Source organism: Roseivirga seohaensis (assembly GCF_001592945.1).
Lineage (GTDB): Bacteria > Bacteroidota > Bacteroidia > Cytophagales > Cyclobacteriaceae > Roseivirga > Roseivirga seohaensis.
This window is the reverse complement of record NZ_LRPB01000012.1, coordinates 1-24,558: the sequence shown is the minus strand read 5'-3', so window position 1 is coordinate 24,558 and position 24,558 is coordinate 1. Positions and strand designations below refer to the sequence as shown.

The 24,558-nt window shown below is 37.8% G+C and carries 21 protein-coding genes; 9 read left to right on the top strand and 12 right to left on the bottom strand.

The annotated features are described in order from the left end of the window. Positions 1 to 19: 19 nt before the first annotated feature. Positions 20 to 1,312, bottom strand: coding sequence for a DUF4270 family protein (locus tag AWW67_RS05275; RefSeq protein WP_176699997.1), 1,293 nt, complete (start codon positions 1,310 to 1,312; stop codon positions 20 to 22). Continuing rightward, complete coding sequence (locus tag AWW67_RS05270) at positions 1,305 to 2,117, bottom strand: glycogen/starch synthase (RefSeq protein WP_053223516.1); 813 nt, start codon at positions 2,115 to 2,117, stop codon at positions 1,305 to 1,307. Before AWW67_RS05270 ends, AWW67_RS05275 begins: the two co-directional genes overlap by 8 nt. A gap of 131 nt (positions 2,118 to 2,248) precedes the next feature. Here AWW67_RS05270 and panC point away from each other — a divergent pair, with 131 nt between their 5' ends. The 7 genes from panC (at position 2,249) to AWW67_RS05235 (ending at position 7,893) form a co-directional block, all read left to right on the top strand. Then, the gene (gene panC / locus AWW67_RS05265) at positions 2,249 to 3,097 is read left to right on the top strand and encodes a pantoate--beta-alanine ligase (RefSeq protein ID WP_062300578.1); all 849 of its coding nucleotides are present in this window, start codon (positions 2,249 to 2,251) and stop codon (positions 3,095 to 3,097) included. Between the two features lie 25 nt (positions 3,098 to 3,122). Next, positions 3,123 to 3,470: an aspartate 1-decarboxylase gene (gene panD, locus AWW67_RS05260; RefSeq protein WP_053223514.1), complete on the top strand. Its 348-nt coding sequence runs from the start codon at positions 3,123 to 3,125 to the stop codon at positions 3,468 to 3,470. Between the two features lie 7 nt (positions 3,471 to 3,477). Further along, positions 3,478 to 4,488 carry a lysylphosphatidylglycerol synthase transmembrane domain-containing protein gene (locus AWW67_RS05255; protein ID WP_176699996.1) on the top strand — a complete coding sequence of 337 codons (1,011 nt, stop codon included), beginning with the start codon at positions 3,478 to 3,480 and terminating at the stop codon, positions 4,486 to 4,488. A gap of 31 nt (positions 4,489 to 4,519) precedes the next feature. After that, entirely contained in the window at positions 4,520 to 4,945 is a 426-nt protein-coding gene (rfaE2, locus tag AWW67_RS05250; protein WP_053223842.1) for a D-glycero-beta-D-manno-heptose 1-phosphate adenylyltransferase, read from the top strand. A 10-nt stretch (positions 4,946 to 4,955) separates the two neighbouring features. Further along, positions 4,956 to 5,645, top strand: a complete 690-nt coding sequence (locus AWW67_RS05245) for a zinc metallopeptidase (protein WP_053223512.1) — start codon at positions 4,956 to 4,958, stop codon at positions 5,643 to 5,645. Positions 5,646 to 5,699: 54 nt separating this feature from the next. Further along, positions 5,700 to 6,839: an acyl-CoA dehydrogenase gene (locus tag AWW67_RS05240; RefSeq protein WP_062300576.1), complete on the top strand. Its 1,140-nt coding sequence runs from the start codon at positions 5,700 to 5,702 to the stop codon at positions 6,837 to 6,839. A gap of 130 nt (positions 6,840 to 6,969) precedes the next feature. Further along, positions 6,970 to 7,893, top strand: coding sequence for an AraC family transcriptional regulator (locus AWW67_RS05235; RefSeq protein ID WP_053223510.1), 924 nt, complete (start codon positions 6,970 to 6,972; stop codon positions 7,891 to 7,893). On the opposite strand, the gene AWW67_RS05230 is transcribed toward AWW67_RS05235, so the two are convergent. The 5 genes from AWW67_RS05230 to AWW67_RS05210 all read right to left on the bottom strand — a co-directional run bounded on the left by AWW67_RS05230 (position 7,879) and on the right by AWW67_RS05210 (position 12,041). Further along, complete coding sequence (locus tag AWW67_RS05230) at positions 7,879 to 8,634, bottom strand: phosphoglycerol geranylgeranyltransferase (protein ID WP_062300575.1); 756 nt, start codon at positions 8,632 to 8,634, stop codon at positions 7,879 to 7,881. The genes AWW67_RS05235 and AWW67_RS05230 overlap by 15 nt on opposite strands. Then, a complete protein-coding gene (locus AWW67_RS05225; RefSeq protein WP_141655383.1) occupies positions 8,624 to 9,031 on the bottom strand; it encodes a hypothetical protein in 408 nt (135 codons plus the stop codon). Before AWW67_RS05225 ends, AWW67_RS05230 begins: the two co-directional genes overlap by 11 nt. Positions 9,032 to 9,036: 5 nt before the next feature. After that, positions 9,037 to 9,381, bottom strand: a complete 345-nt coding sequence (locus AWW67_RS05220; protein ID WP_062300574.1) for a phage holin family protein — start codon at positions 9,379 to 9,381, stop codon at positions 9,037 to 9,039. A 197-nt stretch (positions 9,382 to 9,578) separates the two neighbouring features. Then, complete coding sequence (locus AWW67_RS05215) at positions 9,579 to 10,754, bottom strand: porin (RefSeq protein ID WP_062300719.1); 1,176 nt, start codon at positions 10,752 to 10,754, stop codon at positions 9,579 to 9,581. Positions 10,755 to 10,877: 123 nt separating this feature from the next. Continuing rightward, on the bottom strand, positions 10,878 to 12,041 hold the full coding sequence (locus AWW67_RS05210) for a Na/Pi symporter (protein ID WP_071387062.1): 1,164 nt from the start codon (positions 12,039 to 12,041) through the stop codon (positions 10,878 to 10,880). Positions 12,042 to 12,263: 222 nt separating this feature from the next. On the opposite strand from AWW67_RS05210, the gene AWW67_RS05205 reads away from it, so the two are divergent. Together AWW67_RS05205 and AWW67_RS05200 are read left to right on the top strand one after the other, a co-directional pair. Beyond that, positions 12,264 to 13,952, top strand: coding sequence for a Na/Pi cotransporter family protein (locus tag AWW67_RS05205; protein ID WP_053223505.1), 1,689 nt, complete (start codon positions 12,264 to 12,266; stop codon positions 13,950 to 13,952). Positions 13,953 to 13,972: 20 nt separating this feature from the next. Further along, a complete protein-coding gene (locus AWW67_RS05200) occupies positions 13,973 to 14,248 on the top strand; it encodes a hypothetical protein (RefSeq protein WP_141655382.1) in 276 nt (91 codons plus the stop codon). On the opposite strand, the gene AWW67_RS05195 is transcribed toward AWW67_RS05200, so the two are convergent. The 5 genes from AWW67_RS05195 to AWW67_RS05175 form a co-directional block, all read right to left on the bottom strand. Continuing rightward, positions 14,224 to 14,685: a hypothetical protein gene (locus tag AWW67_RS05195; RefSeq protein WP_053223504.1), complete on the bottom strand. Its 462-nt coding sequence runs from the start codon at positions 14,683 to 14,685 to the stop codon at positions 14,224 to 14,226. The genes AWW67_RS05200 and AWW67_RS05195 overlap by 25 nt on opposite strands. A 2-nt stretch (positions 14,686 to 14,687) precedes the next feature. Beyond that, positions 14,688 to 19,457: a tandem-95 repeat protein gene (locus tag AWW67_RS05190; protein WP_176699995.1), complete on the bottom strand. Its 4,770-nt coding sequence runs from the start codon at positions 19,455 to 19,457 to the stop codon at positions 14,688 to 14,690. Positions 19,458 to 19,525: 68 nt separating this feature from the next. Then, the gene (locus AWW67_RS05185) at positions 19,526 to 22,114 is read right to left on the bottom strand and encodes a tail fiber domain-containing protein (RefSeq protein ID WP_141655381.1); all 2,589 of its coding nucleotides are present in this window, start codon (positions 22,112 to 22,114) and stop codon (positions 19,526 to 19,528) included. 25 nt (positions 22,115 to 22,139) lie between these two features. After that, positions 22,140 to 22,406: a response regulator transcription factor gene (locus AWW67_RS05180; RefSeq protein WP_062300570.1), complete on the bottom strand. Its 267-nt coding sequence runs from the start codon at positions 22,404 to 22,406 to the stop codon at positions 22,140 to 22,142. Between the two features lie 227 nt (positions 22,407 to 22,633). Continuing rightward, positions 22,634 to 24,379: a tetratricopeptide repeat protein gene (locus AWW67_RS05175; protein WP_082793979.1), complete on the bottom strand. Its 1,746-nt coding sequence runs from the start codon at positions 24,377 to 24,379 to the stop codon at positions 22,634 to 22,636. Between the last annotated feature and the right edge of the window lie 179 nt (positions 24,380 to 24,558).

The window sequence follows — 24,558 nt, the reverse complement described above, 5'->3', positions numbered from 1 at the left end:
TATAAGAAGATGGGTTACTCTATTTAAGTTCGGAGTAGAAAACTTTTAGTTTAAAATCTTCTGGTCGAAATACTACATTTCCTAACTCTCCATTTACAGATGGGGGAGCAATGAAAAATTGGTTTCTTCTAAAAACATCAGAAAAATAATAGCCTACAAATGACGTAATCGATCCAATATAAGTTTTTGAATCCTCATCATATAAAAGTATCAGCGGAGTTTCACTTCCAATTGGATTCGAACCATCTTGCTGTATGGCTCTAAAGTTCTGTCCATCACGAATCAATCTGTTTCCAGAGTCGGTAAGTAAAAGTAATAACCTTGTCGGAGGAGTAACTCCGTCTACAGGCTCTTCTATAGGCCCAATTGAGACTTGAGCTGTATTCACAATTGCTTCGGGCTTTAAATTGGCAAATGTTTCCAATTCAGAAAGATCAATTTTTGTTACAATTCCCGCACCGGCTTGAATGTATCGTAAACCAGAACTTGGTGAATACTCTTCGTTTGTGTTAGTCAATCCCTCTAACGCTGTGCCTGAGCGATCGAGTTCAAGCCCGAAATAATGTGTGAGGTCTCCTAGCGTTATTTTGTGTGTAGAAGGAACGTTAACCGCCCCTGTGCTCGACACTTCACTATAGTAAAAGTCAATCATCGAAGATTCTGGATCTAAAACTATTCCATAAGCATTCGATGAATTATCCTCTGTTTGAAAAGCTAAACCAGGAAAAGCTGCTTCAAAAGCTTCTTGAGAAGCCACTTCAGGCCCTTCATCTCTCATGATTTCGAATAACCTGTTGGCAAAAGCCATATCTAAATCTATGGTATAAACCGAATCAAGTTCATCGATTAAAATGTTACCCGCAGCAACCAATTCGTTCGAAATGGCAGTACTATTAGTTGTGATATGTAGTGTGTCTTCTATTTGTTCAGATAGCAAGCTTACTTTAAGACGCACTGTTTTTGCGAAGTCCTTGTATAAGTAACCAAACTTAATACTCAGTTTAACACTATCAAGAATAGCCTCTTCAGATATACTGTTTAAATCATCTTCATTCAACTCCATTTTGGCGTATGTGGTAGCTTTAACTTTCCCTACATCAGGGTCATCAATATTACCAATAAAGCCTACTCCTAAGTTTGTAGATGATATGGAATCCAATAGAACAACTGACGAGCTAGTGCCCACCGTTTCTACTGAAAACTCTACAGGTGAGACATCATCTGACCCAAACCCAAAATCTCCGTTCTTCTCACAAGAAAACAAAAGAGTGAGGCCTAACATTAAGGCCCCAATACTTTTAATCTTACCCAACAAGTTCATTATATAAGTTATAATAAGAGTCTAAGAAATTATCGTCTTTCTCTATTGTATCTACTTTTTTAAGTTTTTCGATTTCAGTCACTAAATCATTTAAACCCTCATGACCTTCTTCTTCGGCCCTAATAACAGCATCGGCATATTCAGCACCTGTTTTAATAAAACCAGCGAAATCCGCGGTTTTTAAATTTTCAAGCATACTATCATCAATGTCCATCATTTTCACCTTATCTAATAAATCTGCATCAAACTGATGTGAGAATGCATTGTTATAGATTGTAAAGATTGACTTAGTATTCTGAAATATAGGGTCGTTTTTATAGGTAGTCTTCAGGTACAATGGAATCAAACTAGTCATCCAGTCATTACAATGAACAATATCTGGAGCCCAACCTAACTTCTTCACTGTTTCAAGAACGCCTTTACAGAAGAATATTGCCCTTTCGTCATTATCTGCATAAAAGTTATTCTCCTTATCAACGAATACCGATTTTCTATGAAAATAGTCTTCATTGTCAATAAAGTAGACTTGTAGTTTAGCATTTGGGATAGACGCCACCTTAATTACTAAAGGTTTTTCTTCGTCACCCACAGAAATGTTGATACCTGAAAGTCTGACCACTTCGTGTAGCCTGTTTTTTCTTTCGTTAATAAGTCCGAAACGAGGAACTAAAATCCTAATCTCCATACCTCTCTCCTGCATCGCTTGTGGAAGTTTTCTCACAAAATCGGCAACAGCGGAAGTTTCTAGGAACGGATTGATCTCACTCGCAACGTAAAGAATTCGAAATTTTGACATAATTATTGGAAATTTAATGACACCTTCATTTAGAAAATGAGCACAAAATTACTCCATTTTCCCGAAAAAACCTTGATTTATCTAAAAAAGCGTTGTTAATAAGCGTTAATTAGACTATCCTTCGCGATCAAATGAACACCTTCAAAAAAATAGAGGAACTCCGTGCTGAGCTACTCAAATATCGACTTGAAAACAAGAAAATTGGACTCGTTCCAACCATGGGAGCCTTACATCACGGCCATATTTCACTGGTGGAAAAAGCCAAAGAGAAATCTGATGTGGTGGCGGTTTCAATTTTTGTTAATCCCACACAATTCAACAACCCTGAAGACTTAGAAAAGTACCCTAGAAATATTGAGCGCGATTTAGACTTACTGAAAAAAGCAGGCTGCGATATAGTTTTCACACCTGAAGTAACAGAAATGTACGCTGGAAGCCATGATTTAAAAATCAGCTTTGGAACCCTTGAAAATTCATTAGAGGGGAAATTTAGGCCTGGTCATTTTAGTGGTGTTGGTCAAGTTGTCTCTAAGCTTTTCAATATTTTCCAACCTCATAGCGCTTTCTTTGGCCAGAAAGACTTGCAACAGTTTTTCATAATTAAAAAACTAATAAATCAGCTTTGTTTTCCAATTGAGCTACACATGATTCCGACCAAAAGAGAAGACAACGGCTTGGCAATGTCTTCTCGAAATGAACGACTTACTCAAGAAGAAAAATTCGAAGCTGGGCTGATTTACCAAACACTTAAGCTATCTGCTGAGGCAATCCTCGAAGGAAGATCAATTCATCATGTAATTGATCAAGCCAACGAACTATTCGCGAAAAACGAGCGTTTGACACTTGAATATTTCGAAGTAGTTGAAACCGAGAATTTCACAGGAATTTCTACGGTTTCGGACCCAAAGACCACAGCGCTTTGTATAGCCGCTGAAATTGGAAAAGTAAGGTTAATAGACAACTTACTATTAAATTATTAGCTTTGCGGTCGCATTTTAAGAAGGTATGCAGATAGAAGTTTTTAAATCAAAAATTCACAGGGCAAAAGTAACACAGGCAGAACTGCATTATGTAGGCAGTATCACGCTGGATGAAAGCTTAATGGAGGCCTCTGGAATCATTGAAAATGAAAAAGTACAAATCGTAAACGTAAACAACGGAGAACGATTTGAAACTTATGTTATTAAAGGCGAAAAAGGCAGCGGCACAGTTTGCTTAAATGGCCCGGCAGCTCGAAGAGTACAAGTGGGTGATATCATCATTATAGTTTCATATGGCATAATGGATTATGAAGAAGCCAAAACCTTCAAGCCTAAAATCGTTTTCCCTGATAAGAACAACAAGCTAGCTTAACGCTATTTTGAAAGTCAGTTCTAAAGATATCCTCAAACTTATTCTGTCCCTTGGGATTACAGGGTATATCTTATATAATAGCACAAAAACTACCGACTGGAATCAAATCTGGGAAGCTCTAAAAAGCTTCAAATATGAATGGATTGCAGTAAGTGTTATACTATCCCTTTTAAGCCATGGCCTGAGAGCTTACAGGTGGGCTATGCTATTGGGTACCCAAGGCCCTCGCCCAAGTACATGGACGGCATTTTTGGCTGTAATGGCATGTTACTTAGGGAATATGGCCATTCCCAGGTTAGGCGAAGTCGCTCGCTGTACCATCATGAAAGAGGAGAAAGATATTCCAGTAACATTCTCACTAGGCACCGTAATTACAGATCGACTTTTGGATTTATTTATGCTTATGCTGCTGGCTATGTTTTTACTCGCAATGCAGTTTGATTTGCTCAAATCATATTTCAGCCAATTTATAGATGATAAGCTACCTTTTTTAATCACAATTTGGCCGTTTTTAGCACTAGCCGGAGTATTGGGTTTATTAGCCATTTTATTCTTCGTGAGAAAATCTAAGGAAGAGCGTAATCCAAAATCAATTTACTACAAGATAAATCAAAAAGTCCAAGAGCTTGTTTCAGGAATCAAAGCCATCAAAAAAGTAGAAAACCCACTTGGTTTTTGGGTATCTACCTTAGGGATTTGGGTATTATATTTTGCTATGCTCTATGTTATTTCCTTTGGCTATGCCCCTACTGCCGAACTGTCATTAATAGCAGGCGTTGCAGTACTAGTAATGGGAAGTCTTGGCATGGCCGCACCAGTAAACAACGGAATTGGGGCCTATCAAGCTTTAGTAGCAAGCATTTTAGTCGTTTATGGCATAACTTATAACGATGGTTATGTTTTTGCAGTGGTATCACACGGATCACAAGTAGTTTCAGTTATCTTATTTGGATTTTTGAGTCTTCTGATTCTTAACTTTAGAAAAAAGAAAAAGCGAATTGACACCAACGAAAAATAAAATTTATAGCCCAAAGGCCTTAAAAGCGCTCATGCTGAAATGGAAAAGCCAAGGAGAAAAAGTGGTTTTTACCAACGGCTGTTTCGACATTCTTCACTTAGGCCATATCGACTATTTGGAAAAAGCCAAAACTTTAGGCTCCAAGCTAGTAGTGGGGCTCAATGATAATCCTTCTGTAAAAAGACTTAAGGGGGAAGAAAGACCAATAAACGATGAAAATGCCAGAGCGAGAATGCTTGCGGCATTGGCTTTTGTTGATGGTGTGACACTATTTTCGGAAGACACACCAAAGGAATTGATTACCTATTTGCTTCCAGATATTTTAGTAAAAGGAAGCGACTACGATTTAAGCAACATTGTTGGGGCAGATATCGTATTGGCGAACGGTGGAGAAGTAAAAACCATCGATTTAGTGGACGGATACTCCACAACAAATTTGATTCAAAAACTTAAATAAATAAAAAAACATGTTTTTAATATTGATTATAGTAATTGCAATAGTCAGCTGGGTGGTTCAGAACAACTTAAAGAGGAAGTTTAAAAAGTACTCGAAAGTAGGCTTGAATATTGGCTTAACGGGCCGAGAAATTGCTGAGTTAATGCTTCGAGACAACCACATTCACGATGTAAGAGTAGTTTCAGTACAAGGCAGGTTAACTGACCATTATAATCCGGCAGACAAAACTGTAAACCTTAGCCCAGAAATATACGAGGGTCGCTCAGTAATGGCTGCTGCAGTTGCCGCCCACGAATGTGGCCACGCTGTACAACACGCTACGGCTTATGGCCCCTTAGAAATGAGGTCTGCCTTGGTGCCAATTCAAAACGCAAGTGGCAGAATCATCAATACCATTTTTATGATTATGCTTTTCGGTTCATTTTTGATGACTGGCCTAGACTTATTCACGGTAGGGTTACCAATAGTAATTGGCTGTTACTTCATTTTCACCCTATTTGCTTTCATTACCCTACCAGTAGAATATGATGCTACAAAAAGAGCCTTAGCTTGGATTGATGAACGCAATATTGTTACCTCGGGTGAACACGGCATGGCCGAAGACGCATTAAACGCAGCAGCAAGAACATATTTAGTTGCCGCATTAGGTTCATTAGCCATGTTGCTATATTACGTGTTAATGTTCATGAATCGCGACTAAACATTAAGCTGAATTTATTACATTTGCTAACAAACGTTAGGTAAATATTAAAGCATGAATTTTCAATTAACCGAAGAACAATTAGCGGTTCAACAAGCCGCAAGAGAATTTGCACAAACAGAACTTCTTCCAGGAGTCATTGAAAGAGACGAAACCCAAACTTTCCCATTAGAGCAGGTAAAGAAAATGGGAGAACTCGGCTTTTTAGGAATGATGGTAGACCCTAAGTATAACGGAGGTGGTATGGACACCATTTCTTATGTACTCGCCATGGAAGAGATTTCTAAAATTGACGCATCAGCTTCTGTTTGTATGTCGGTTAACAACAGCCTTGTATGCTGGGGAATTGAAAAATACGGAACTGAAGAACAAAAAGAAAAATACCTTAAGCCTTTAGCTACTGGAGAAAAGATAGGTGCTTTTTGCCTTTCTGAGCCAGAAGCAGGTTCTGATGCAACTTCGCAAAGAACAACCGCAGAAGACAAAGGTGATTACTACCTTTTAAACGGAACCAAAAACTGGATCACAAACGGGAATACCGCTTCAATTTATTTGGTAATTGCCCAAACCGACCGTGAAAAAGGTCACAAGGGCATTAATTGCCTCATTGTAGAAAGAGGAATGGACGGATTTGTTGTTGGGAAAAAGGAAAACAAACTTGGAATTAGAGGTTCAGACACTCATTCTTTAATGTTCACCGATGTTAAAGTTCCAAAAGAAAACCGCATAGGAGAAGATGGTTTTGGATTCAAATTCGCCATGTCAACATTAAATGGTGGTAGAATCGGAATCGCATCTCAGGCCTTAGGAATTGCTTCAGGAGCTTACGAATTGGCCCTGGCTTATTCAAAAGAAAGAAAAGCATTTGGCAAACCAATCAGCCAACACCAAGCCATTCAGTTTAAATTAGCCGATATGGCCACTGAAATTGACGCAGCGAGATTATTATGCCTTAAAGCTGCCTACTTAAAAGACCAGAAGAAGGACTTCGGTAAAGCAGGTGCAATGGCAAAATTATTTGCGTCTAAAGTTGCAATGGACACTACTGTTGAGGCAGTACAAATTCATGGCGGCTATGGATATGTTAAAGAATATCATGTAGAAAGATTGATGAGGGATGCAAAGATCACTCAGATATATGAGGGCACATCAGAGATTCAGAAGATTGTAATCTCTAGAGAGCTACTCAAATAGTTAGAATTATCCTATTAAAATGACCATTGGAATAATAAATATTGCCAATGGTCATTTTTTTTTGTTTCTCGTTAATTCTGTTTTACTTTTACAGTGTGTAAGTGTATAATTAATTTTAACAAGAACGTAAATGGAAGACTACAACAAAATCATTGAGTCGCTAGGAGTACGCTATATTAAGAGCCGAAACATGAAAATAGCGAAGCCCGTAACTATCGAAAATCACTACGATGTAGAGAACACGATTTTCATAGTAAATAATGGAGATATATTTTTTGGCCCCGACCAAGAAAAAGTTTCTGAAGGAGATATGCTTTTCATCCCTGGTGGAAAGTCGACTGCAATTTCATATAGCTCCTTAACTGCACCAGTTGTTTCTAGCGAAGATTTTATTGCTAATAAAAAGAAGTACCTTCAAAACGCTACTGATTCTGACATTAATGATTATGATGTTGATGGATTTAGTCAAGTAATGTTTGAAGCTAAAGTTTTTGATTCTGTAAACTTCTTTGCTTCGCTAAACATCACACCTTTTGCCATTCGAGGTAACGATACAATTGCACAATTAATCCGTGTAATTATTGAAGAGACCAACTCTACCAAGCCTGGTAAAAACAGAATTATTAAGGTAAATACAGAATATCTTTGTGTAGAAATCATTAGATACATTCTTGACAAACGTCTTTTTGTTGAGCAATTGGTAACTAACAGCACTTACTTTAAGGATCCAAGACTTATCGATATTTTTGCTTACATCAAAAACAACCTTGGTGGAGATCTTTCCAACAAAGTATTGGCTGGTGTTGCTGGTGTTTCTGAAGATTACGTGGGTCAGTATTTCAAAATGCTTACTGGAATCAACCCTCAGGATTACATAGAATACCAAAGAATGGAAGCAGCGGTTGATTTACTTCGTACTACTAAAAAGAGCATTCGCGATATCGGACGCGAAGTGGGTTATAAAGATACTGCCTACTTCTGCCGTAGATTTAAAATGATGTTCGGTATTCCTGCAGGAAAAATGAGAAGAAGAGAGAGTTTAATTAACGTTTAACTCTTGATTAAAACATTCGACTACATCAGAAACCTCAGCCAAAACGCTGAGGTTTTTTTGTGCAGCATTTCCTATAACAATAATATCAGCTCCAGCCTCGAGCGCTTCCTTTGCCTTTCTAGTGGTATTTATTCCTCCTCCTACAATTAAAGTTGAGTCAATATTTCGTTTAACTGCCTTGATCATTTTTGGAGGCACGGGCTCAATGGCCCCACTTCCCGCATCTAAATAAATACACTGCAAACCAAGCATTTCGCCCGCCATGGCTGTACTTACCGCTAAACTTGGTTTGTCGTTTGGAATAGGCTGAGTATTACTCATGTATGAAACACTCGTAGGTTTTCCGGAATGGATTAGCATATAGCCCGTTGGTATAACTTCCAGCCTACTCCTTTTTATAACTGGCGCAGCTACCACGTGTTGCCCAATAAGCAATTCGGGATTTCTTCCAGAGATTAAAGACAGAAAAAGAATAGCATCTGCATCTGAATGAATATGGATGGCATTGCCAGGAAACAATACACAAGGAATACTACTTTGGGATTTTATACATTCTATAACAGATGAAAGATTATTGGTTGTAATTAAACTACCTCCTACAAAAAAATAATCAACTCTGTTTTCAATGGCAGCATTAATAACAGCGCCTAAACCACTTTTATTTATGTCGTCAGGGTCGATAAGCAAGGCAAGGGATTTTTTACCTTCTCGTACTCTTTGTTTGAATAAATTAAGAACCACTATTTTCTTCTTTTTCTCCGAGTTCGTTTAGAAAGCTTCCAAGTTTTTTAGCAGCCAAGCCTAACACAAAAACAATAGCTTGGTGTTTTAGGGCACTTACAACAGCTGATTCTTCAGTATGTTCATTTTGAACTAACTTTCTCACTTTCATCTTTTTGCTTGATGAAGGTTCTGGTATAATTTCAATAATTTGACCTTCTTCCGTTTCCTCACCTTCTTCAGAAGTACCAGATGTAATTAATCTGGTCAGTCCATAAGCCAATAAAAGTGAACCGCCAATCCACAAAGCTTTCTTTCCTGTATCTTGAAAATTGTTTTTTATCAACTCAAACTGATCTTCCAATAACTCTTTGTAGCTAGCGTTAGATTGTTCCAACTCTTCTTTTCTAGATTTCATAAGCATTATTCTTCACTTACTCCTTCAATTTCGTTATTCTGCCTTTTAATAATAATATCGACAATAGCCCTTCTTTTGAGGTAAAGGCCAGTGGTAACAATGCCATAAAGACTTCCTACAATAACAAAGCCCCATATTTTACTTTCAAGTACATTATTCAAAAGAAAGGCCAAGCCCAAAGTAAAAAACAATAAGACCATTACAGCCCCCAAAGCCAGCAAAATTACCACTAGTGTTTTAGCGATAAGCGCACCAATCTCTTCTTTAGCTTCGAGCTTCCAAAGTTCAACTTTGGTTTCAATAAAGCCAGTAAGGGCCTCAATTAATTTATGAAAATCGAATAGTTTCAAACTCCCTGATTTAAGTTTTCAATTTAAGAAGAAGAAAGGAACTATCAGGCAATTCGGCTTAAAATAGCTCCAGTAACGCTCTTAATAAACAATCCCTTTTCAGGCAACTTTGTTTGAATGTAAACGCTATTACCTTCATATTAATATTAGGCGCTTTATGATTAGGGGGTTAACAATTAGTAAGGTTGGTTACTTCGTTAAAACGAAATTTCAAATTGGACCCTGAATGACACCAAGTTATCTCCAAGTGCCTTGTTAGTATAAGATAAGTCACTTTGTAGTTTTAAACTATGACCAACAATATACCTAGAGTACCCAAGGGTATACTGCGTTTCTTCTTTCAAACTTGAATACTCCAAGTCATCAGGCTTTACCTGCGTATAGCGAACAGCCCATTCAGACTTATCAATTAAATAACCCGCTTGAAGATTAATAGCATTTCCTGTAGTATACTTTAGTGTTGAGAAATCGTCTAATACAACAAACACTTGCTTAGATGATCGTTTATTGGCGTACTCCCCCATCAATGAAAACCCTCTATATTTAAAGTGAGTATCAATAAATAAGGTAGAAAGATCGGTTGAAAGTTGATACCCGTTTGAACCTTGCACAAAACTTCCGAGCTGCCCTCTTTGCCTAGCAGCACCGTCATTGTAATCAAAAGTAGCACCTATGGCTAGTTTTGGGGCGGTTTCTCGCTTCAAATCAGATCCAAAATAATCACCTTTTCCAGAAAATTCTCCAAATGGCAGATACTCTAGCCTGTAAGTGTAATCGTACCCACCAATATTATCAGTGGTAAGATTACGTCCTTCACCAATTGAAATCGCCAAAATATTTTTGATCACAGCCCTTTTACCAAGGTTAGCTGAATGGTGTAATTGAATTCCTATGTCTCTGTCTATATTAAACCTAGCGTTTAAAAGGCTACGATCTACAAATTGCATTTTTTGAGACGAAATTACACGCTCTCTATTTCCAGGTAATTTTGTTTGACCTGCCCAAAGACTCCAATTTTCTTTAAACTGCCATTTCAAAACGGCATCATAAATTATACGAGAAGTATTACTATGTTCATCTACATCACCTCCACTAATATCTCTACTAGAAAGGCCTAATTCAACTTTATAAGTAAGGCTAGGATGGTATGCAAAACCATCAAATTTCATCCGAGCTCTTCTAATTAAAAATTGATCACTCCATTTTTCTGAAACTACATTAAGAGACCCTTGATACAGGCTTTGAAATCTCAATCCAAACTTCATCGAAAACGATGAGTCTGAGGCTACAACCTGAAGTCCCTTACCAAAACTGTTGCTACTCTTATCTTGCCCATTTAGGGGTAAAGTCAGAGCGGAAAATAACACAGCCATAAAAAAAATTCTGCATATTGCACCCGTTATAGGATCGTCTAATTTCAGCATTAATCTATTTTTAATTACAAATATCTCATTAATGTAAAGCTAACTTTACATTAATGAGTAAATTTTTTTAAGTTAAAAGTGCTGACCCACACTTGTATCATGTACCTTATCAACTGGCTTGTCCATATTTCTGTTCAATGAAATTAGCAAGAAGGGCAATAAGAAAAACATAACAATTATATAAGCCAAACCTATAATTCTATATTTAGCGATAGCATAGCTAAATTCCTTAACAAAATGAACCAACAATTTTCTGAGTATAGGTAATGACATAAAAATAATTACCCCTGTTAAATTAAACAGTAAATGGGCTATGGCTATAGTAGCTGCAGCTTCAGACCTAAAGCCAGCTGCTATAAGTGCTGTTAAGGTAGTGCCAACATTTGCTCCAATAATAAAAGTAAAGGCATTTCTTAACTTAATTTTATCTGCGGCAGCTAAGGGGACTAAAATAGAGGTAGTTACAGAACTTGATTGAATTGCCGCTGTAAGTAAAACACCCCAACTAAAGGATTGTATAGGCTTACCAAAAACAAAAGATTGCAACCTATTTTTCGACTCCCCAATAATAGTTTTTTTAATGATCCAGGTTAGAAGCTTAATCGAGGCGAATAAAAAACCAAAAGAGATGATTAAAATCAGAACACTATTATTTACCCAAAGTACAAACTGGTTTGTTAAGCCGCTTCCTAAAACGTTATCAGTATGTGGTAAGGCCTCTGAAATACCGCTACCATATAAAAGTTCACTAAAGTAAAAAGAAACGCCCGAAAGAAACCCATAGTAGTGCTCGAGTGGAAATAAAATCAACACTAAAATGATGTTATAAAAATCATGAATAGTACCTACTGCTACAGCTCTCCTAAATGCTCTTTTATTGGAAATAAAGCCTAAAGCTACAATTGTACTGGTAAGTGTTGTACCCACATTTGCTCCCATTATAATAGGAACGGCTTCTTCGAGTGAAAGAGTACCAGAAGCTACAAGCGCTACAACCATAGTGCTGGTAGTAGAGCTACTCTGAATGATGGCGGTAACCAATAACCCTAAGAACAACCCTACAAAAGGATTCAGAGCATTTGAGAGTAAGTTCTCATTTATAAAATTGAGAGAGCCCGAAAGAGCGGTAATCACTAGATCAATGGATACTAGAAAAAATAGAACGGCCAATATAATAAGGGTCACCTTCGCAACTATGCTAGAGAATACGCTCTCTTCAAAGGTAACTTCTTTCATATTGTTTAAAATTCCCGTTTCTTTAAAGTCATTAGAAAGTCGCAAAGGTAATTATTAATTGACTCAAAGACTTTTAGGCAACATGAACCTATTGTTAAGTATGCTTGACAAGATTACGCAGCTTGGTAATGATTATTTAACATTAGCCTTAAAAAAAGTATTTCTACTTTTACGGCTGAAAAACGAATTTTCATAATATCGTCATCACAGTAAAATAACACAATGGATTACGGCATCTGGAATGTAATAGAACTTTTAGGCGCTCTTGGCTTCTTCATTTACGGCATGAAAGTCATGAGCGAAGGCATTCAAAAAGCTGCAGGAGATAACCTCAGAAGCATTTTAGGCACCATGACTTCCAATAGATATACGGGAGTACTTACGGGCTTTTTAATCACTGCTATAGTTCAGTCATCATCTGCCACCACAGTAATGACGGTAAGCTTTGTTAATGCGGGTTTAATTTCATTGGTGGAATCAGCTGGTGTAATGATGGGAGCGAACATTGGAACCACCATTACAGGCTGGCTAGTTTCTTTGATTGGCTTTAAAATGAAAATTTCGGCTTATGCGCTGCCTCTAATTGCAGTTGCAATGCCTCTAATGTTCTCTAAAAAGCCAAACCTTAAAAACTGGTCAGAGTTTATGATCGGATTTGCCCTTCTTTTCTTGGGTTTAGAAGCTCTAAAAGAGGCCGTTCCAGAAATACAAAAAAGCCCAGAACTACTCTCCTTCCTTACTCAGTTTAATGACCCAGGCATATTAACAAGGTTATTGTTTGTGGGTGTTGGTACTATACTTACTATCGTTGTTCAATCGTCTAGTGCTGCTATGGCGGTTACTATTGTGCTTTGTGCACAGGGTTTGCCAATTGAAATTGGAACAGCAATGATTTTGGGAGAAAACATTGGAACAACGATTACTGCAGAATTAGCCGCTTTAGTTGGAAACGTTCACGCAAAAAGGTCGGCTAAAATCCACTCTCTCTTTAATATTATTGGGGTAACATGGATGGTGATTATGCTACCGTATGTGCTAGATCTTCTACACTACATTTGGCCTGCACCAGAAACTGGCGATCCAAACAAATTTACCTTGGCATTATTCCACACTACATTCAACTTTATGAATGTAATGCTCTTGATTTGGTTTGTGCCTTCAATTGTGAAGCTGGCTACAAGATTGGTGAAATCTAAAGGAGATGAAGACGAAGAGTTCTCTCTTACAAACATCAATTATGATGCACCATTAACTGCAGAGGTATCTATTTTAAGCGCACAAAAGGAGAGCATTAAGTTTGCTGAAATTACTAAGCTCATGTTTACTAACCTCAAAGAACTTCTAAATGAGCAAAAACAGGACACAAGAGATAAACTAAAAGCCAAAATATCTAAACTGGAAGTTCGTACAGATGAAATTGAAGAAAGAATTGCCGACTATCTAGTAAGGGTTTCTGAACAACAATTGAGTATTGAATCCTCCGTTAAAGTGAGGTCCATACTGAGCATTGCTCATGACTTAGAAAGAATTGCCGATATTATTCTTAGGATGTCGAAGGATATTGAGCGAGGGAATAAACAAAAGTCTGTTTTCTCAGAAAAGCAAAACAAAAATATTAAGGAAATATTCGGATTGGTTGACCTTTCTATTGAACAAATGATTACCAATTTAAATGGTGTTTATGGTAAAGTAGATATTTCTGGAGCTATTGAAACAGAAATGGCCATTAATGCCCTTAAAACGAAAATGAGAAAGCAGCATTTAAAGAGCACTGAGAAAAAAGAATATGATGTTCAAAGTGGAATCATCTACCGAGATTTATTCTTTGCTGCCGAAAAGATTGGGGATCACGTTATCAATGTAAGCGAGGCTGTTCGCGGAGACTTTGGTAAGGATGATGAAGACATGTAAATAATAAAAAGCTCATCAAAATGAAAAAGGCATCATCGGTGATGCCTTTTTTTATGCCTATTAATGATAGGGCAAAAAGAAAGGGTACTGCCGTACGCAATACCCTAAGAGACTCAACTAAAATCAGACTACTATATGAAGTGTTAATCCCAACTAGTAATTCAAAATTGAGTTTTTTGGCTTCCAGTATCAATACCCAGTTTAGGGTATTTTTACTTTTTTCAATTAAAAATGGAGAGACCATTGGCCTCTCCATCATAATAATAGAAGTTTATTTGGTTACCTTAATTACATAATTTCCACTTACTCCGGCTACAGAATTACTTGCCGTTTTTGTAAAAGAGAATTCAAAATTTGTTGTGGTAAGGGATGTAATTGTAACAAGCTTCCCTCTTCCTGTACGAATTTGATTGGTTCCTTCTCCAACCCACTCCCATGTTCCAGTTGCTGGAAAAAGATCGCCAGCATTAGTAGTTGTGAATGCGCCATTTGTAAAGGAAAGTGTAAAACCAACATAATTAGCGGCTACATTGCCTCCATCCAGTTCAATTTTACCATTATTGGTAATTCCCCAATCTCCCTTAAGCTTGTCAAAGGCCAACTCTTGTTCGGAAGGGCCTGGGTTATCATCACCACCACCGCCTCCCCCACAGGAGGCGGTAATTAACAGAATTACAATAGCTAACAATAGTAATTCAAAGTGTCTCGATATTTTATTTTTGAAAGTATACATGACTATTTAATTATCATTAGCTTTTTAATTACGGAACCCTTTTCTGAAGATATTCTCACCAAATAGGTGCCTGCCGGATACTGACTCACAGTCACTTGAACCTTTCGTTCCTTCACCTTACTCAGTGACCAAACCGTATTTCCGTTTATGTCTACAATGGCAACATCTGGAGTTACTACAGGAGCAAGACTTAAGTCAATTGTAACAATATCTCTAGAAGGATTCGGATAGAGTTGAACTTCATCCTGATCTATTAAATCATCATCAATATCTGTTACTACTGCCCCTTCACCTAAAACATTCAAACTTTCAGTTCCAGCATTAGAGCTTATAGAGATTTGACCATTATAGGTTTTACCTTCAGTAGGACTGAATGTAACCTTCACTTCTTCAGAAGCTCCTGCTGAAAGACTAACGGTACTCTTATCTACACTAAAGCCTTCCGGCACTTGAATATTAGTGACCTCCAAACCGTCTCCATCTCCATTATTGGTAATGGTGAAAGTCAACTCACTACTCATACCAATATCCGTTTGGTTAAAGCTCAGATCGCCTTCTACTTTCAAATTAGGTTCTGCCACATTCGAAATTTCAATGGTAAAACTTTTTTCAATACTCAACCCGCCTCCATCAGTAGTTGACACCCGCACGGTATACGCACCCTTGGCTTCTCTATCGAAAGTCTGAGCTGTTACCAATTGATTTCCATTAATAATAAAGTCACTGTTATCACCATCTCCTTCACCACTCACAAAAGCATAGGTATGGCTATCAGCCGCATCTTGGTCGGTAGTGCTTAAATTACCTACTAAAGTTCCTGCATCTTCATTTTCCAAAACAGACAGGTTACTCAAAGCCACAGCACTTGGGGCTTCATTCACATCTTGAACACTCACTGTGAAATTTTGTATAAAATTCAATCCATCAGCATCTGTGGTTTTAATACGTACCGAATAAGCCGTTTTTGCCTCATAATTAAAGGCGGACTTGTTAACCAAATTGCCTTCAGAAATTTCGAACAAAGCATTATCTGTATCTCCGGCTCCAGCCACGAACGAATAGGTGTGACTATCACCGTTATCTGGGTCAGTTGTGGTTAATGCGCCAATCACTGTTCCAGAAGCTTTGTTCTCCTCGATGCTGCTAGCACTTAAAACTATTGCTTCTGGGCTCTCATTTACGTTTGTTACCGTAACAACAAAGGCCTTCTCGATGCTTGCTCCGCTTCCATCGGCAGATTTCAACCTGATTTTTAATGATGATTTACTTTCAAAGTCGATAGCAGAAGCTGTTAGCAAATTACTGTTGTTTATGCTGAACACACTGTTATCGTCTGAGCCTTCTCCAGAAACCAAAGTGTAAGTATGTACATCACCAGCATCCACATCGGCTGTTGAAAGCGCACTTAAAACAGCGCCTAAACTTGCGTTCTCTGCAATAGTTAAAGTTGGTATAGTGATGTCCGTTGGTGCATCATTTACATTGATAACTTTCAACTGGAATGTAGCACTAACACTTTCATTCGAACCATCGGTAGCCGTTACAGTAACGGTAACATCTCCAACATTATCATTACTTGGCGTTCCCGTAAAGCGTTTTGTAGCCGCATCAAAGCTTAACCAACTATTTCCACTAAAAGTAGCTGAATAAGTAAGGTTATCTCCATCCACATCGAGGAAAGAAGCTTCATTCAACGCTACACTCAACAATACATCTTCGGTAGCATTAATAGTTGGCAACGCAGTAACCAATGTTGGTGCATCGTTTACATTAATAGTATTCAAACTATAGGGTTGACGCACCTTTCCGCCACTTCCGTCATCGGCTGTTACAAAGAAGGTCGCTGTCCCTACATTCTCATTAGAAGGTGTTCCTGCCAATTGGTTTCCGCTAAAGGTTAACCATGTAGGTTTGTTTTCAAAAGTGAATGTAAGCTTATCGTTATCTACATCGTTGAAGAGTGTTGATAGGTCTACCGTATAGGCTACATCCTCGGTTGCATCAGCCATAGTTGTTGAAACTACGGTTGGGATGTCGTTGACAGATTGAACCGTTACATCAAAAGTACGGCTTGCACTTAAATTTCCATCAGAGGCGTTTAACGTGATGGCTGCAACTCCATTTTTATTGACTTCTGGATTTAAAGAAACCAACACTCCTGTTTCGCTCGGGGTCAACGTAATTGCCCCGTCTTTAATCAAATTCTGGTTAGAAGATGAAGCCGTAAAGCTCATTTCGCTTAAGCTGTTATCTATATCTTCATATGATACAAACAGTCCGTTCAATGCAAAATCTTCTTGAACCGTCTGATTTGAGACAGTTCCTAAAGTTGGAGCATCGTTTACTGGGCTGACGGTGATGTCAAAAGATACGAATCCAGACTTTGCCCCAGTCTTCCCAACCAAAAATACTTTTTCTGTTCCTGAATAGTTCTGAGGCGAAGTAAGAACTATGGATTTACCGTCTGCTGAAATACTGGCACCAATGGAGGAATTACCTGTAACTTCATAGGTGAAAACTGCATTCGCATCATTCACATCGGTAAACACATTACTAATATCAAAACTCACCTGACCGAAGTCTTCATTTTCATTTCGGTTAGAAATAGGATTCGCCACTTGAATATCGGCTGCCAGTTCTTCTAATACGAAAGATACACTTTGGCTTACACTCGCAGTGCCATCACTTGCCGTAATTGTAACCGACTCATTTCCGGCAGCCACATTATTAGGACTTATGCTTAACACACCATTAGCCTCGGTTAAGGTAAATAATGAGCTATTACTCAAGCTGTATGTAAGGTTAGCGTCCGTTGTCTCAACATCCTGAAAAAAGCGCCCTAACTCTAAGGTATAAGTAGGAAAGCTTTTCAATACCTTCTGAGTAGGAATAACCTGTTCAACAATTGGCACATCGTTTACTGGGTTAATTACTAAGTTAAAGGTTTTAGGCTGAGAAATAGATTGGTCTGTGCCTAGTCGATCATCGGCCTTTACACTAAAACTCACCGTACCATTATAATTAGGTTTAGGTGTCACCTTCATTGTATTTCCCGAAAATGAAACGTCAACCACACCTAATTTGTCAGGTGTTACAGTATAGTTGAAAACGGAAATCTTAGAATCTACATCTGTGGTTAAAATGTTAATTGTTCCCGAGTTGTCTTCATCAATAGTAACATCATTAATATCAGCAATGATAGGTGCATCATTCACTGGTAGAACATTTACAGTGAAGCTTTTTATAACAGAATACGCTTCGGTTGTACCCGTCTCGGACACCTGAACCGAAATATTCGCATTGCCATTGAAGTTTGCTGCTGGAGTTATTGTTAACTGGTTTCCATTAACTGTAGTGCCCACCTTAGTGTTATCTGATGATTTGGCCGTTACGGTCAAGTCACTATCTACATCGGCAAAAGCCAAGGTAAGTGTAAGACTTCCATCCTCATCCAATTGTTGGTTTGGAATATCACTCATCGTTGGCGGATCGTTAACATCCACTACCTGCACCACAGCATATGATTTCGAAGTAAAACCTCTTCCCGTATTATTCACCGCGAACTGTAAAGAATCTAAATAGCCTTTTTCTCCTTTAGGCTTATACTTTACAGACCATTGAACCAAATTAGCCGTGCTTTTTACTTTCACAGGGCTTTCATTGCTCCCTGTTTTAGGAAGTGTTGGAATTTCAATTGAAGCCTTCGTTAAATCAAAAGCACCTAATTCTACTGCATACAAATTCAATTCCACAGATTGGTTCTCAGGAGTCGATTTTCTGGTAGCAAAAGTGAAAAACTGTCCATCAGCAGAGGTTTGTGTATCTACACCCGTGGCAGCGGTTGCCGAAGAAATATCAAACAAACCTGATGTATTTTCCGAATTTGCTATGGCTCCACTCGAACTACCATCGGCCGAATTACTAAGAACAAAGGCCTCGTCATCCTCATAGCCATTGTTCACACTCACTTCAGCCGTAATAAATACTTGTGATGCTGAAAAAAGATATGGGAACTGCGCTTTAGCAGCATTAACATTTACCGTTAGCTTGTTTCCTGACGCTGTTAGGTCTGCTAATTTATACGTTTGATCAACCAAAGTTACCAGTGTAACAGCTCCTGGTTGCGACAAATCAATATAGCTAATCTTAACATCGTAGCTTGAGTTGAATCGATCATCTTCAAAACTAAGCCCTAGTGTTTTGCTATCGGCTAAAGCCGTAATTACCTGAAAATCTGTAATTGCATGAGGTTTATCTTCAACATTGAATGTAAAAGGGAAAGTGGCAACCTCTGAAGAAAGCTCACCCTCAACTTCATTCACTTTAAACCTGATGGTATCCTTATAACCTGACCCAGCGGCCAAACTTGATGAAGGCGAGAATTGAAATTCATAATCAGAACCTTCAACAGCTGTCAAATCCCCCAACATTGGATTACCCGTTATTTCAAAAGTAATTTCGTCATCATCAGGATCGAATCCGTTCAGTTCAATACTACTACCCAAATTATAAAACACCTCTGAACTGGGTACAATGGCAATAGGCGCATTGTTTTCTTCAAGATTAAATAACGGTATAACGAAACCAAAAGAACCCTTGAGCTCTGTTTGTCCATCGGTAACTGTTAACACACTAGAAGAACCATATTGACCCACCGAAGTATAACCGGTGTATATTCCTCCTGAAATCCATTCTCCACCCCTTGCGTTGGTCACCCTACGGTTTCGCAAATCATCTTTATTAACTTCTTGACTTTCTACTTGATGTGTCAAAAGCAATAGAGATAGGCAGCATATGGATTTCAGGAACACATTAAATATTCCTTTTAAATCCACCATGATTATTTCTGATCAGTTTTTTGAGTTGTGTTTTGTGCGCCCAATAAAGCCTCAATTCTGGCCAATCGATCTTCCATCTCTTTTACGCCTGTTAGCTCAGCTTTTAAAGAAGTGTTTTCCTTTTTTAAGTCTTCAATTTGCTGACTAAGTTCTTTCACTGCTTCTACTAAAACGGCTGTCATTTCAGCATAATTCACTGTTTTAAATCCATCTGATTTTGTGTTTACCAGTTCTGGAAGTATGTTTTCTACCTCTTGTGCAATGAAGCCTATTTTGTTTTCTGGTTGAGATAAATCTTTCCAGTTATAGCGTACTCCTCTCAATCTATTTACTGTGGCTAGGCCAGAAGTTAAAGTTGAAATATTCTTTTTAAGACGTACATCTGATGATTGAGATAAAGAGCCTGATATTACAATATCTCCTGAATTGGCATCTAGAACAATATTTTCGCTAGATGTACTGTTCGCAATTTCTGTCTTATTTAAGCTTAATCTTCCCCATTGGTTGGTTCCATCAGTATTTACTTCCATAGAAGCATTCGCATGATACCAAGCGCCTCCATCTGAGGTATTCCCATAAACTCTAATGGCTCCCAAATCATTATTTTCACCTCTTTTTCCTGACATTTCTACGTTCGGAGAGTTTGTTCCAGATAAGTAAATAAAGCCAGACCTACCCGTTGGGTCTGCTCCTCCTTCTTCTCTATCTGAACCAACAGCAACCAGCCTCGTTCCTTGGTTATCATAAAAATCAATGCCTGATCGCTTATAATTATCAGAGTATGGGTTGTTATTAATATCTCTATTGTAAGTGTATAAATCGACTAATCTTGCATTATTATCTGCCGTAAAGTTTTCAGCATATAAGTTTAAATAAGACATCCCTTCACCATATGCAGCCGCAGCAATAGCGCTTCTTACAAAACTATTATCATCGCTTCTTCTGTACATTTGCAAACGGCCTCCTGGGCTACTACCGAAAGATCCCATTTTTATATCTGGCTCACTTGTGGCACCAAATAGCTCTAGAATACCTGAGTTATAACCCTCATCAAACCTAAGCGCAGACTTAACAGCACCTTCATTATCATGTATTTCAATAGGTCTATTCCCTGTTAAACCGTAAGCATTCATTCCAAAATGCGCACCATCAGTAGATCTAAATTCTATTGAACCCAGTTCGGTACCATCTTCCCATCTCTGAGCGTCCATCCAAACTAAATCCGGAAAATAAGTTCCTCCATTTCCATCGTCTACTTGGGTTGAGCCTTGAATTTTGAAGTAGCCTAAATCTAAACCTGAATTTTCTTCCCAAAATTTAGCCCCAGCCTCAATATTTGTTGAGTTCTTACCTGCCAAACTAAAAAATCCATTTCCAGATGGGTAAGCCCTTAATACCGCACGACTAACATCTAACGAATCATATAGTCCTAAAAATCCAGCCTGACCACCAGAATTACTACCAAGAATTACTCGTCTAGTGTTATTATGCCCGTACAAAACCAAAGAACCTGCATTATTTGGTTCGTAATAATTTAAATCTGCCTTTAGATTTTCTTCTGGCCCAAAAATTTTCAAATTTTTGCCACCTCTTATCGCTATGTCGCCTTCGAACCAACCAGCCCAGTTTTCTACACCATTCATGGCCCTTGCCCAAACAGCTTTGTTTATTCCTGGCCCTTCAGCCCTACCTAAAACACCTTTGTTCTCAATTTCTGTATTTCCAGCTTGACCAACCCAAGAAATACCTGACACACCTATATTATCAACTCCAACAGTACCCGTTGCAAAACCAGTAACTCCAACGTTCCCCCAAGGGTTAGACTGAGCATACGCAAGCACACCATTGTTGTAAGAACCGTTTTCGTAACCTTCATCCCCGTTTCCAGGACCACCTGCTAAACCGTAAATAGCAGCATTAGTTTTACCGGCTCCAAATGCTTGGCCAAAAACACCATAATGATTTCCAGTACCTTGACCTATCGTACTACCTATTAAACCAATTTTAGTAGTAGCGTCTTCAGCTTGAGAAGCAATATTTCCTCTAACCGCCATTTTGAAGCCTATACCGGTCATGTCAATCTGAAGACCTCTTTGAGCTCCATTATTCAGATTATCAGAACTCATTACAAAGTGAAAAATGGTATCTGAATTGGCTTTTTCATTGTCAATTTCAATCCTCCTAGGCAAATCATTAGCTGGGCCAATTTCTTTAGGTGAAAAAGGAGCCAAAAGTTGAACAGTACCAAGAGTGTTGCTTCCTACACTTACTGTAAGACTCCTCTCAGCTACATCATAAAATAGACTCTCAGGAAGTGGGTTCTCAGCTCCCAAAGTAACCGAATACAAACCTTCAATTACTTGAACCGTTTGGGTTTCAGTCCATGCTGTACCTTCAATATCAATACTGAAAGTCATACTTCTATCGCCATTCACAGGTTCACCATTTTCATAAAGTGTTCCTTGAAAGTTCATTTTCATACCAGCATTTGCTGGTACCGTTGTCTCCTGAAAGGGACTTGCATAACTGTTGAGGCCGTTAAAAAGCATAAAGGCGCTAAACAATGTTAAGAGTAGTAAATGTTTTTTCATGAGTGGGTTATTATGTGTTTGATGTTTATTTATCAATTTTCTTTTTTACAGTTATTGAACCGGAATTTCTAAAAAGCACAATAGCAGAAGCCCAATCGGCTTGCGTTCTCAACCGTAGCTTCTGTTTTATATTTTTTCGATGTTCATCATAAGTAAGAACTGAAATACCAAGCTGTTCCGAAATGCCTTTTCTACTTTCTCCTTTTGCAAGCCTGAGTAGAACCTCCATTTCTCGATTAGAAAGTATTTCAATAATAGATTTTCGAGTTTCTCGAAATCTTACAATAGTCATAAGCGTCTGAAATCACACCCGAATTCGGGTACTAGTTGTTGTTAGGAAAAGGTCGAAAGGAATATGGGTTATTCAAAAAAAATGTCACGAATGACAGTAGTCTCAGCACGAATGGAAATGCTTTCAATACCCAAAAAAAGTAAAATTGAAAGATTTTGTCATGAATCACCAAAAACCTAAAATGATTGACACTCCTTTTTTGAGTTTGGGTTTAGCACAAATGTTAGCTAAGAAGCTTTTGCTTGAAAAATCTCATCCATATTCGTCTTAAAACTCCTAGAAATATTCAATTCATGGCCGTTTTGTAACACCACTCTATTGGCATACACTTCACGTATAAAATGTATATTGATTATATATGATCTGTGAACCTGAATAAAGGTATTGATTGGCAAATCGGTTTTCAAATCCCTTAAGGTTCCTCTATCAATCTCGGGTCTCTCTTTATTTTCTAGAAAAAATTCTAGATAAGGGCCATCGGATTGAACGAACATCAACTTGTTTAGAGGTATTACTGCTTTGCTTTTAAGGGTAATAAAGTTCTCGGTTGACTTTTTAACTTTCTGTTGTAATTCTGATATTTTCGACTTCAATTCATTTACCTCACTCTCTATGAGCTCTGCTTCATTACTCTTTTTCCTAAATTTAAAATAGAGTAAGGCACTTAAAGCAGCAAATAAAATAGCGCCAATAGCCAAACGAGTACTTAATTTCTGAAAAAAAGTAGCCTGTTCTTGGCTCTGTTTAATTACCTCTTCTGATCTTGCCAAATCATAAGCAGAAGTTATCTCATGAATAGTTTTAATGCTTTTATATATCTCAAGACTATCATCCAAAATTTTCCACTTCTTCATAATAGCCAAGGCCGCCTTTGTATCACCTTCCTTTTCATATGCCTCAGATAGTAAAACATAATGATCATTGAGATCATCAACCCTATTCTGAGCTAATGCCTTAGTAATAGCATCGTTCACATATTGTATGGCTAAATTCGCATCTCCAAACTCCAACTCAACCCTAGCTCTTAAAAAATCTAGTTGCGACTCCCTATATAAATCCTGATTTGGTGTAATTAACGAAAGTGCATTCTCTAAAAAATAATAAGCACTATCTGCGTTTTTAGCAATTAAAAAATTACTGGTTTTGTTTTGATAGACCTCAATTAAGGCTAATCTATTATTCAACTTTTTGTACAGTTGCTCATTTAAACTAAGATAATAATTACTAGAATCTAGGTTAGATACTTTTCTATAATTGACAGAAATATTATTATAACATCTAGCCTGTATTACCCACTGTTTGAAGTTTCCAGCAATCTCAGCAGCAATCAGTAATTTCTGGTTAGATTGGCCAATCAAGTTCATTCTCCCATATAGGGTGCCTAAATTCATTAATGTATTGGCTATATTGGCAGAATCCTTCTTTGAATATATCTCAATAGCCTTATTGAAGTCGTCCGCAGCTTCATTATAATTACCTTGTGACTGTGCAATAATCCCTAATTGATTGTACATCAAAGCCTGACCCAACTCATTCTTTTGATCTTGAGCCTCCTGAAATAATGTCTCAAAAACTTCTTTTGCCCTTGTGAACTCACCCTGCCTCTGGTAAACTATCCCCCTATTTCTTTTAATTCTACTATAGGTTAAGTAATCTTTTGAAGAATCAATGAAGTTTAACGCACTATCATAATGTAAACCAGCAGCTTCCATTATTCCTCTTTGGTAAAAAGCATAACCAATGGCGAAATGACCTTCTGTCAATGCAAGAGAATCATTATATGAAATGAGTTCCCTTCCATAAAGTGCTAAACTATCTGGATACCGTGAATTTCGTTTAGACAGTTCTATTAAGTCAGAAATTTTCTCAGATTGAGAATGTAATGGAGAACTTGTAACGAGGAAAAATATGAAACAAAATAATAATGTAAAAAATATTTTTGTCGTATAGTGACATATACGTATCTGGATCATCGAGTTGAGGCGTTCAGTTCAAGGTCGAAATTGCTACTGCTTAATACAAATAGAAATTCTTTACTATAATACAATATTTCTCACTTCCCTGAAACAAAATTCATATAAAAGCGCTTTCAAAACTGTCCTTTACCATCTTTCCTAAAGACTAAGGTCATAAAAAAACCCCAAGAGATTAA

Coding starts and splice junctions, on each gene's coding strand:
- AWW67_RS05270 (WP_053223516.1), bottom strand. CDS start 2,117: ATGTCAAAATTTCGAATTCTTTACGTTGCGAGTGAGATCAATCCGTTC.
- panC (WP_062300578.1), top strand. CDS start 2,249: ATGAACACCTTCAAAAAAATAGAGGAACTCCGTGCTGAGCTACTCAAA.
- panD (WP_053223514.1), top strand. CDS start 3,123: ATGCAGATAGAAGTTTTTAAATCAAAAATTCACAGGGCAAAAGTAACA.
- rfaE2 (WP_053223842.1), top strand. CDS start 4,520: ATGCTGAAATGGAAAAGCCAAGGAGAAAAAGTGGTTTTTACCAACGGC.
- AWW67_RS05245 (WP_053223512.1), top strand. CDS start 4,956: ATGTTTTTAATATTGATTATAGTAATTGCAATAGTCAGCTGGGTGGTT.
- AWW67_RS05240 (WP_062300576.1), top strand. CDS start 5,700: ATGAATTTTCAATTAACCGAAGAACAATTAGCGGTTCAACAAGCCGCA.
- AWW67_RS05235 (WP_053223510.1), top strand. CDS start 6,970: ATGGAAGACTACAACAAAATCATTGAGTCGCTAGGAGTACGCTATATT.
- AWW67_RS05225 (WP_141655383.1), bottom strand. CDS start 9,031: ATGAAATCTAGAAAAGAAGAGTTGGAACAATCTAACGCTAGCTACAAA.
- AWW67_RS05215 (WP_062300719.1), bottom strand. CDS start 10,754: ATGGCTGTGTTATTTTCCGCTCTGACTTTACCCCTAAATGGGCAAGAT.
- AWW67_RS05210 (WP_071387062.1), bottom strand. CDS start 12,041: ATGAAAGAAGTTACCTTTGAAGAGAGCGTATTCTCTAGCATAGTTGCG.
- AWW67_RS05205 (WP_053223505.1), top strand. CDS start 12,264: ATGGATTACGGCATCTGGAATGTAATAGAACTTTTAGGCGCTCTTGGC.
- AWW67_RS05200 (WP_141655382.1), top strand. CDS start 13,973: ATGAAAAAGGCATCATCGGTGATGCCTTTTTTTATGCCTATTAATGAT.
- AWW67_RS05195 (WP_053223504.1), bottom strand. CDS start 14,685: ATGTATACTTTCAAAAATAAAATATCGAGACACTTTGAATTACTATTG.
- AWW67_RS05185 (WP_141655381.1), bottom strand. CDS start 22,114: ATGAAAAAACATTTACTACTCTTAACATTGTTTAGCGCCTTTATGCTT.
- AWW67_RS05180 (WP_062300570.1), bottom strand. CDS start 22,406: ATGACTATTGTAAGATTTCGAGAAACTCGAAAATCTATTATTGAAATA.
- AWW67_RS05175 (WP_082793979.1), bottom strand. CDS start 24,379: ATGATCCAGATACGTATATGTCACTATACGACAAAAATATTTTTTACA.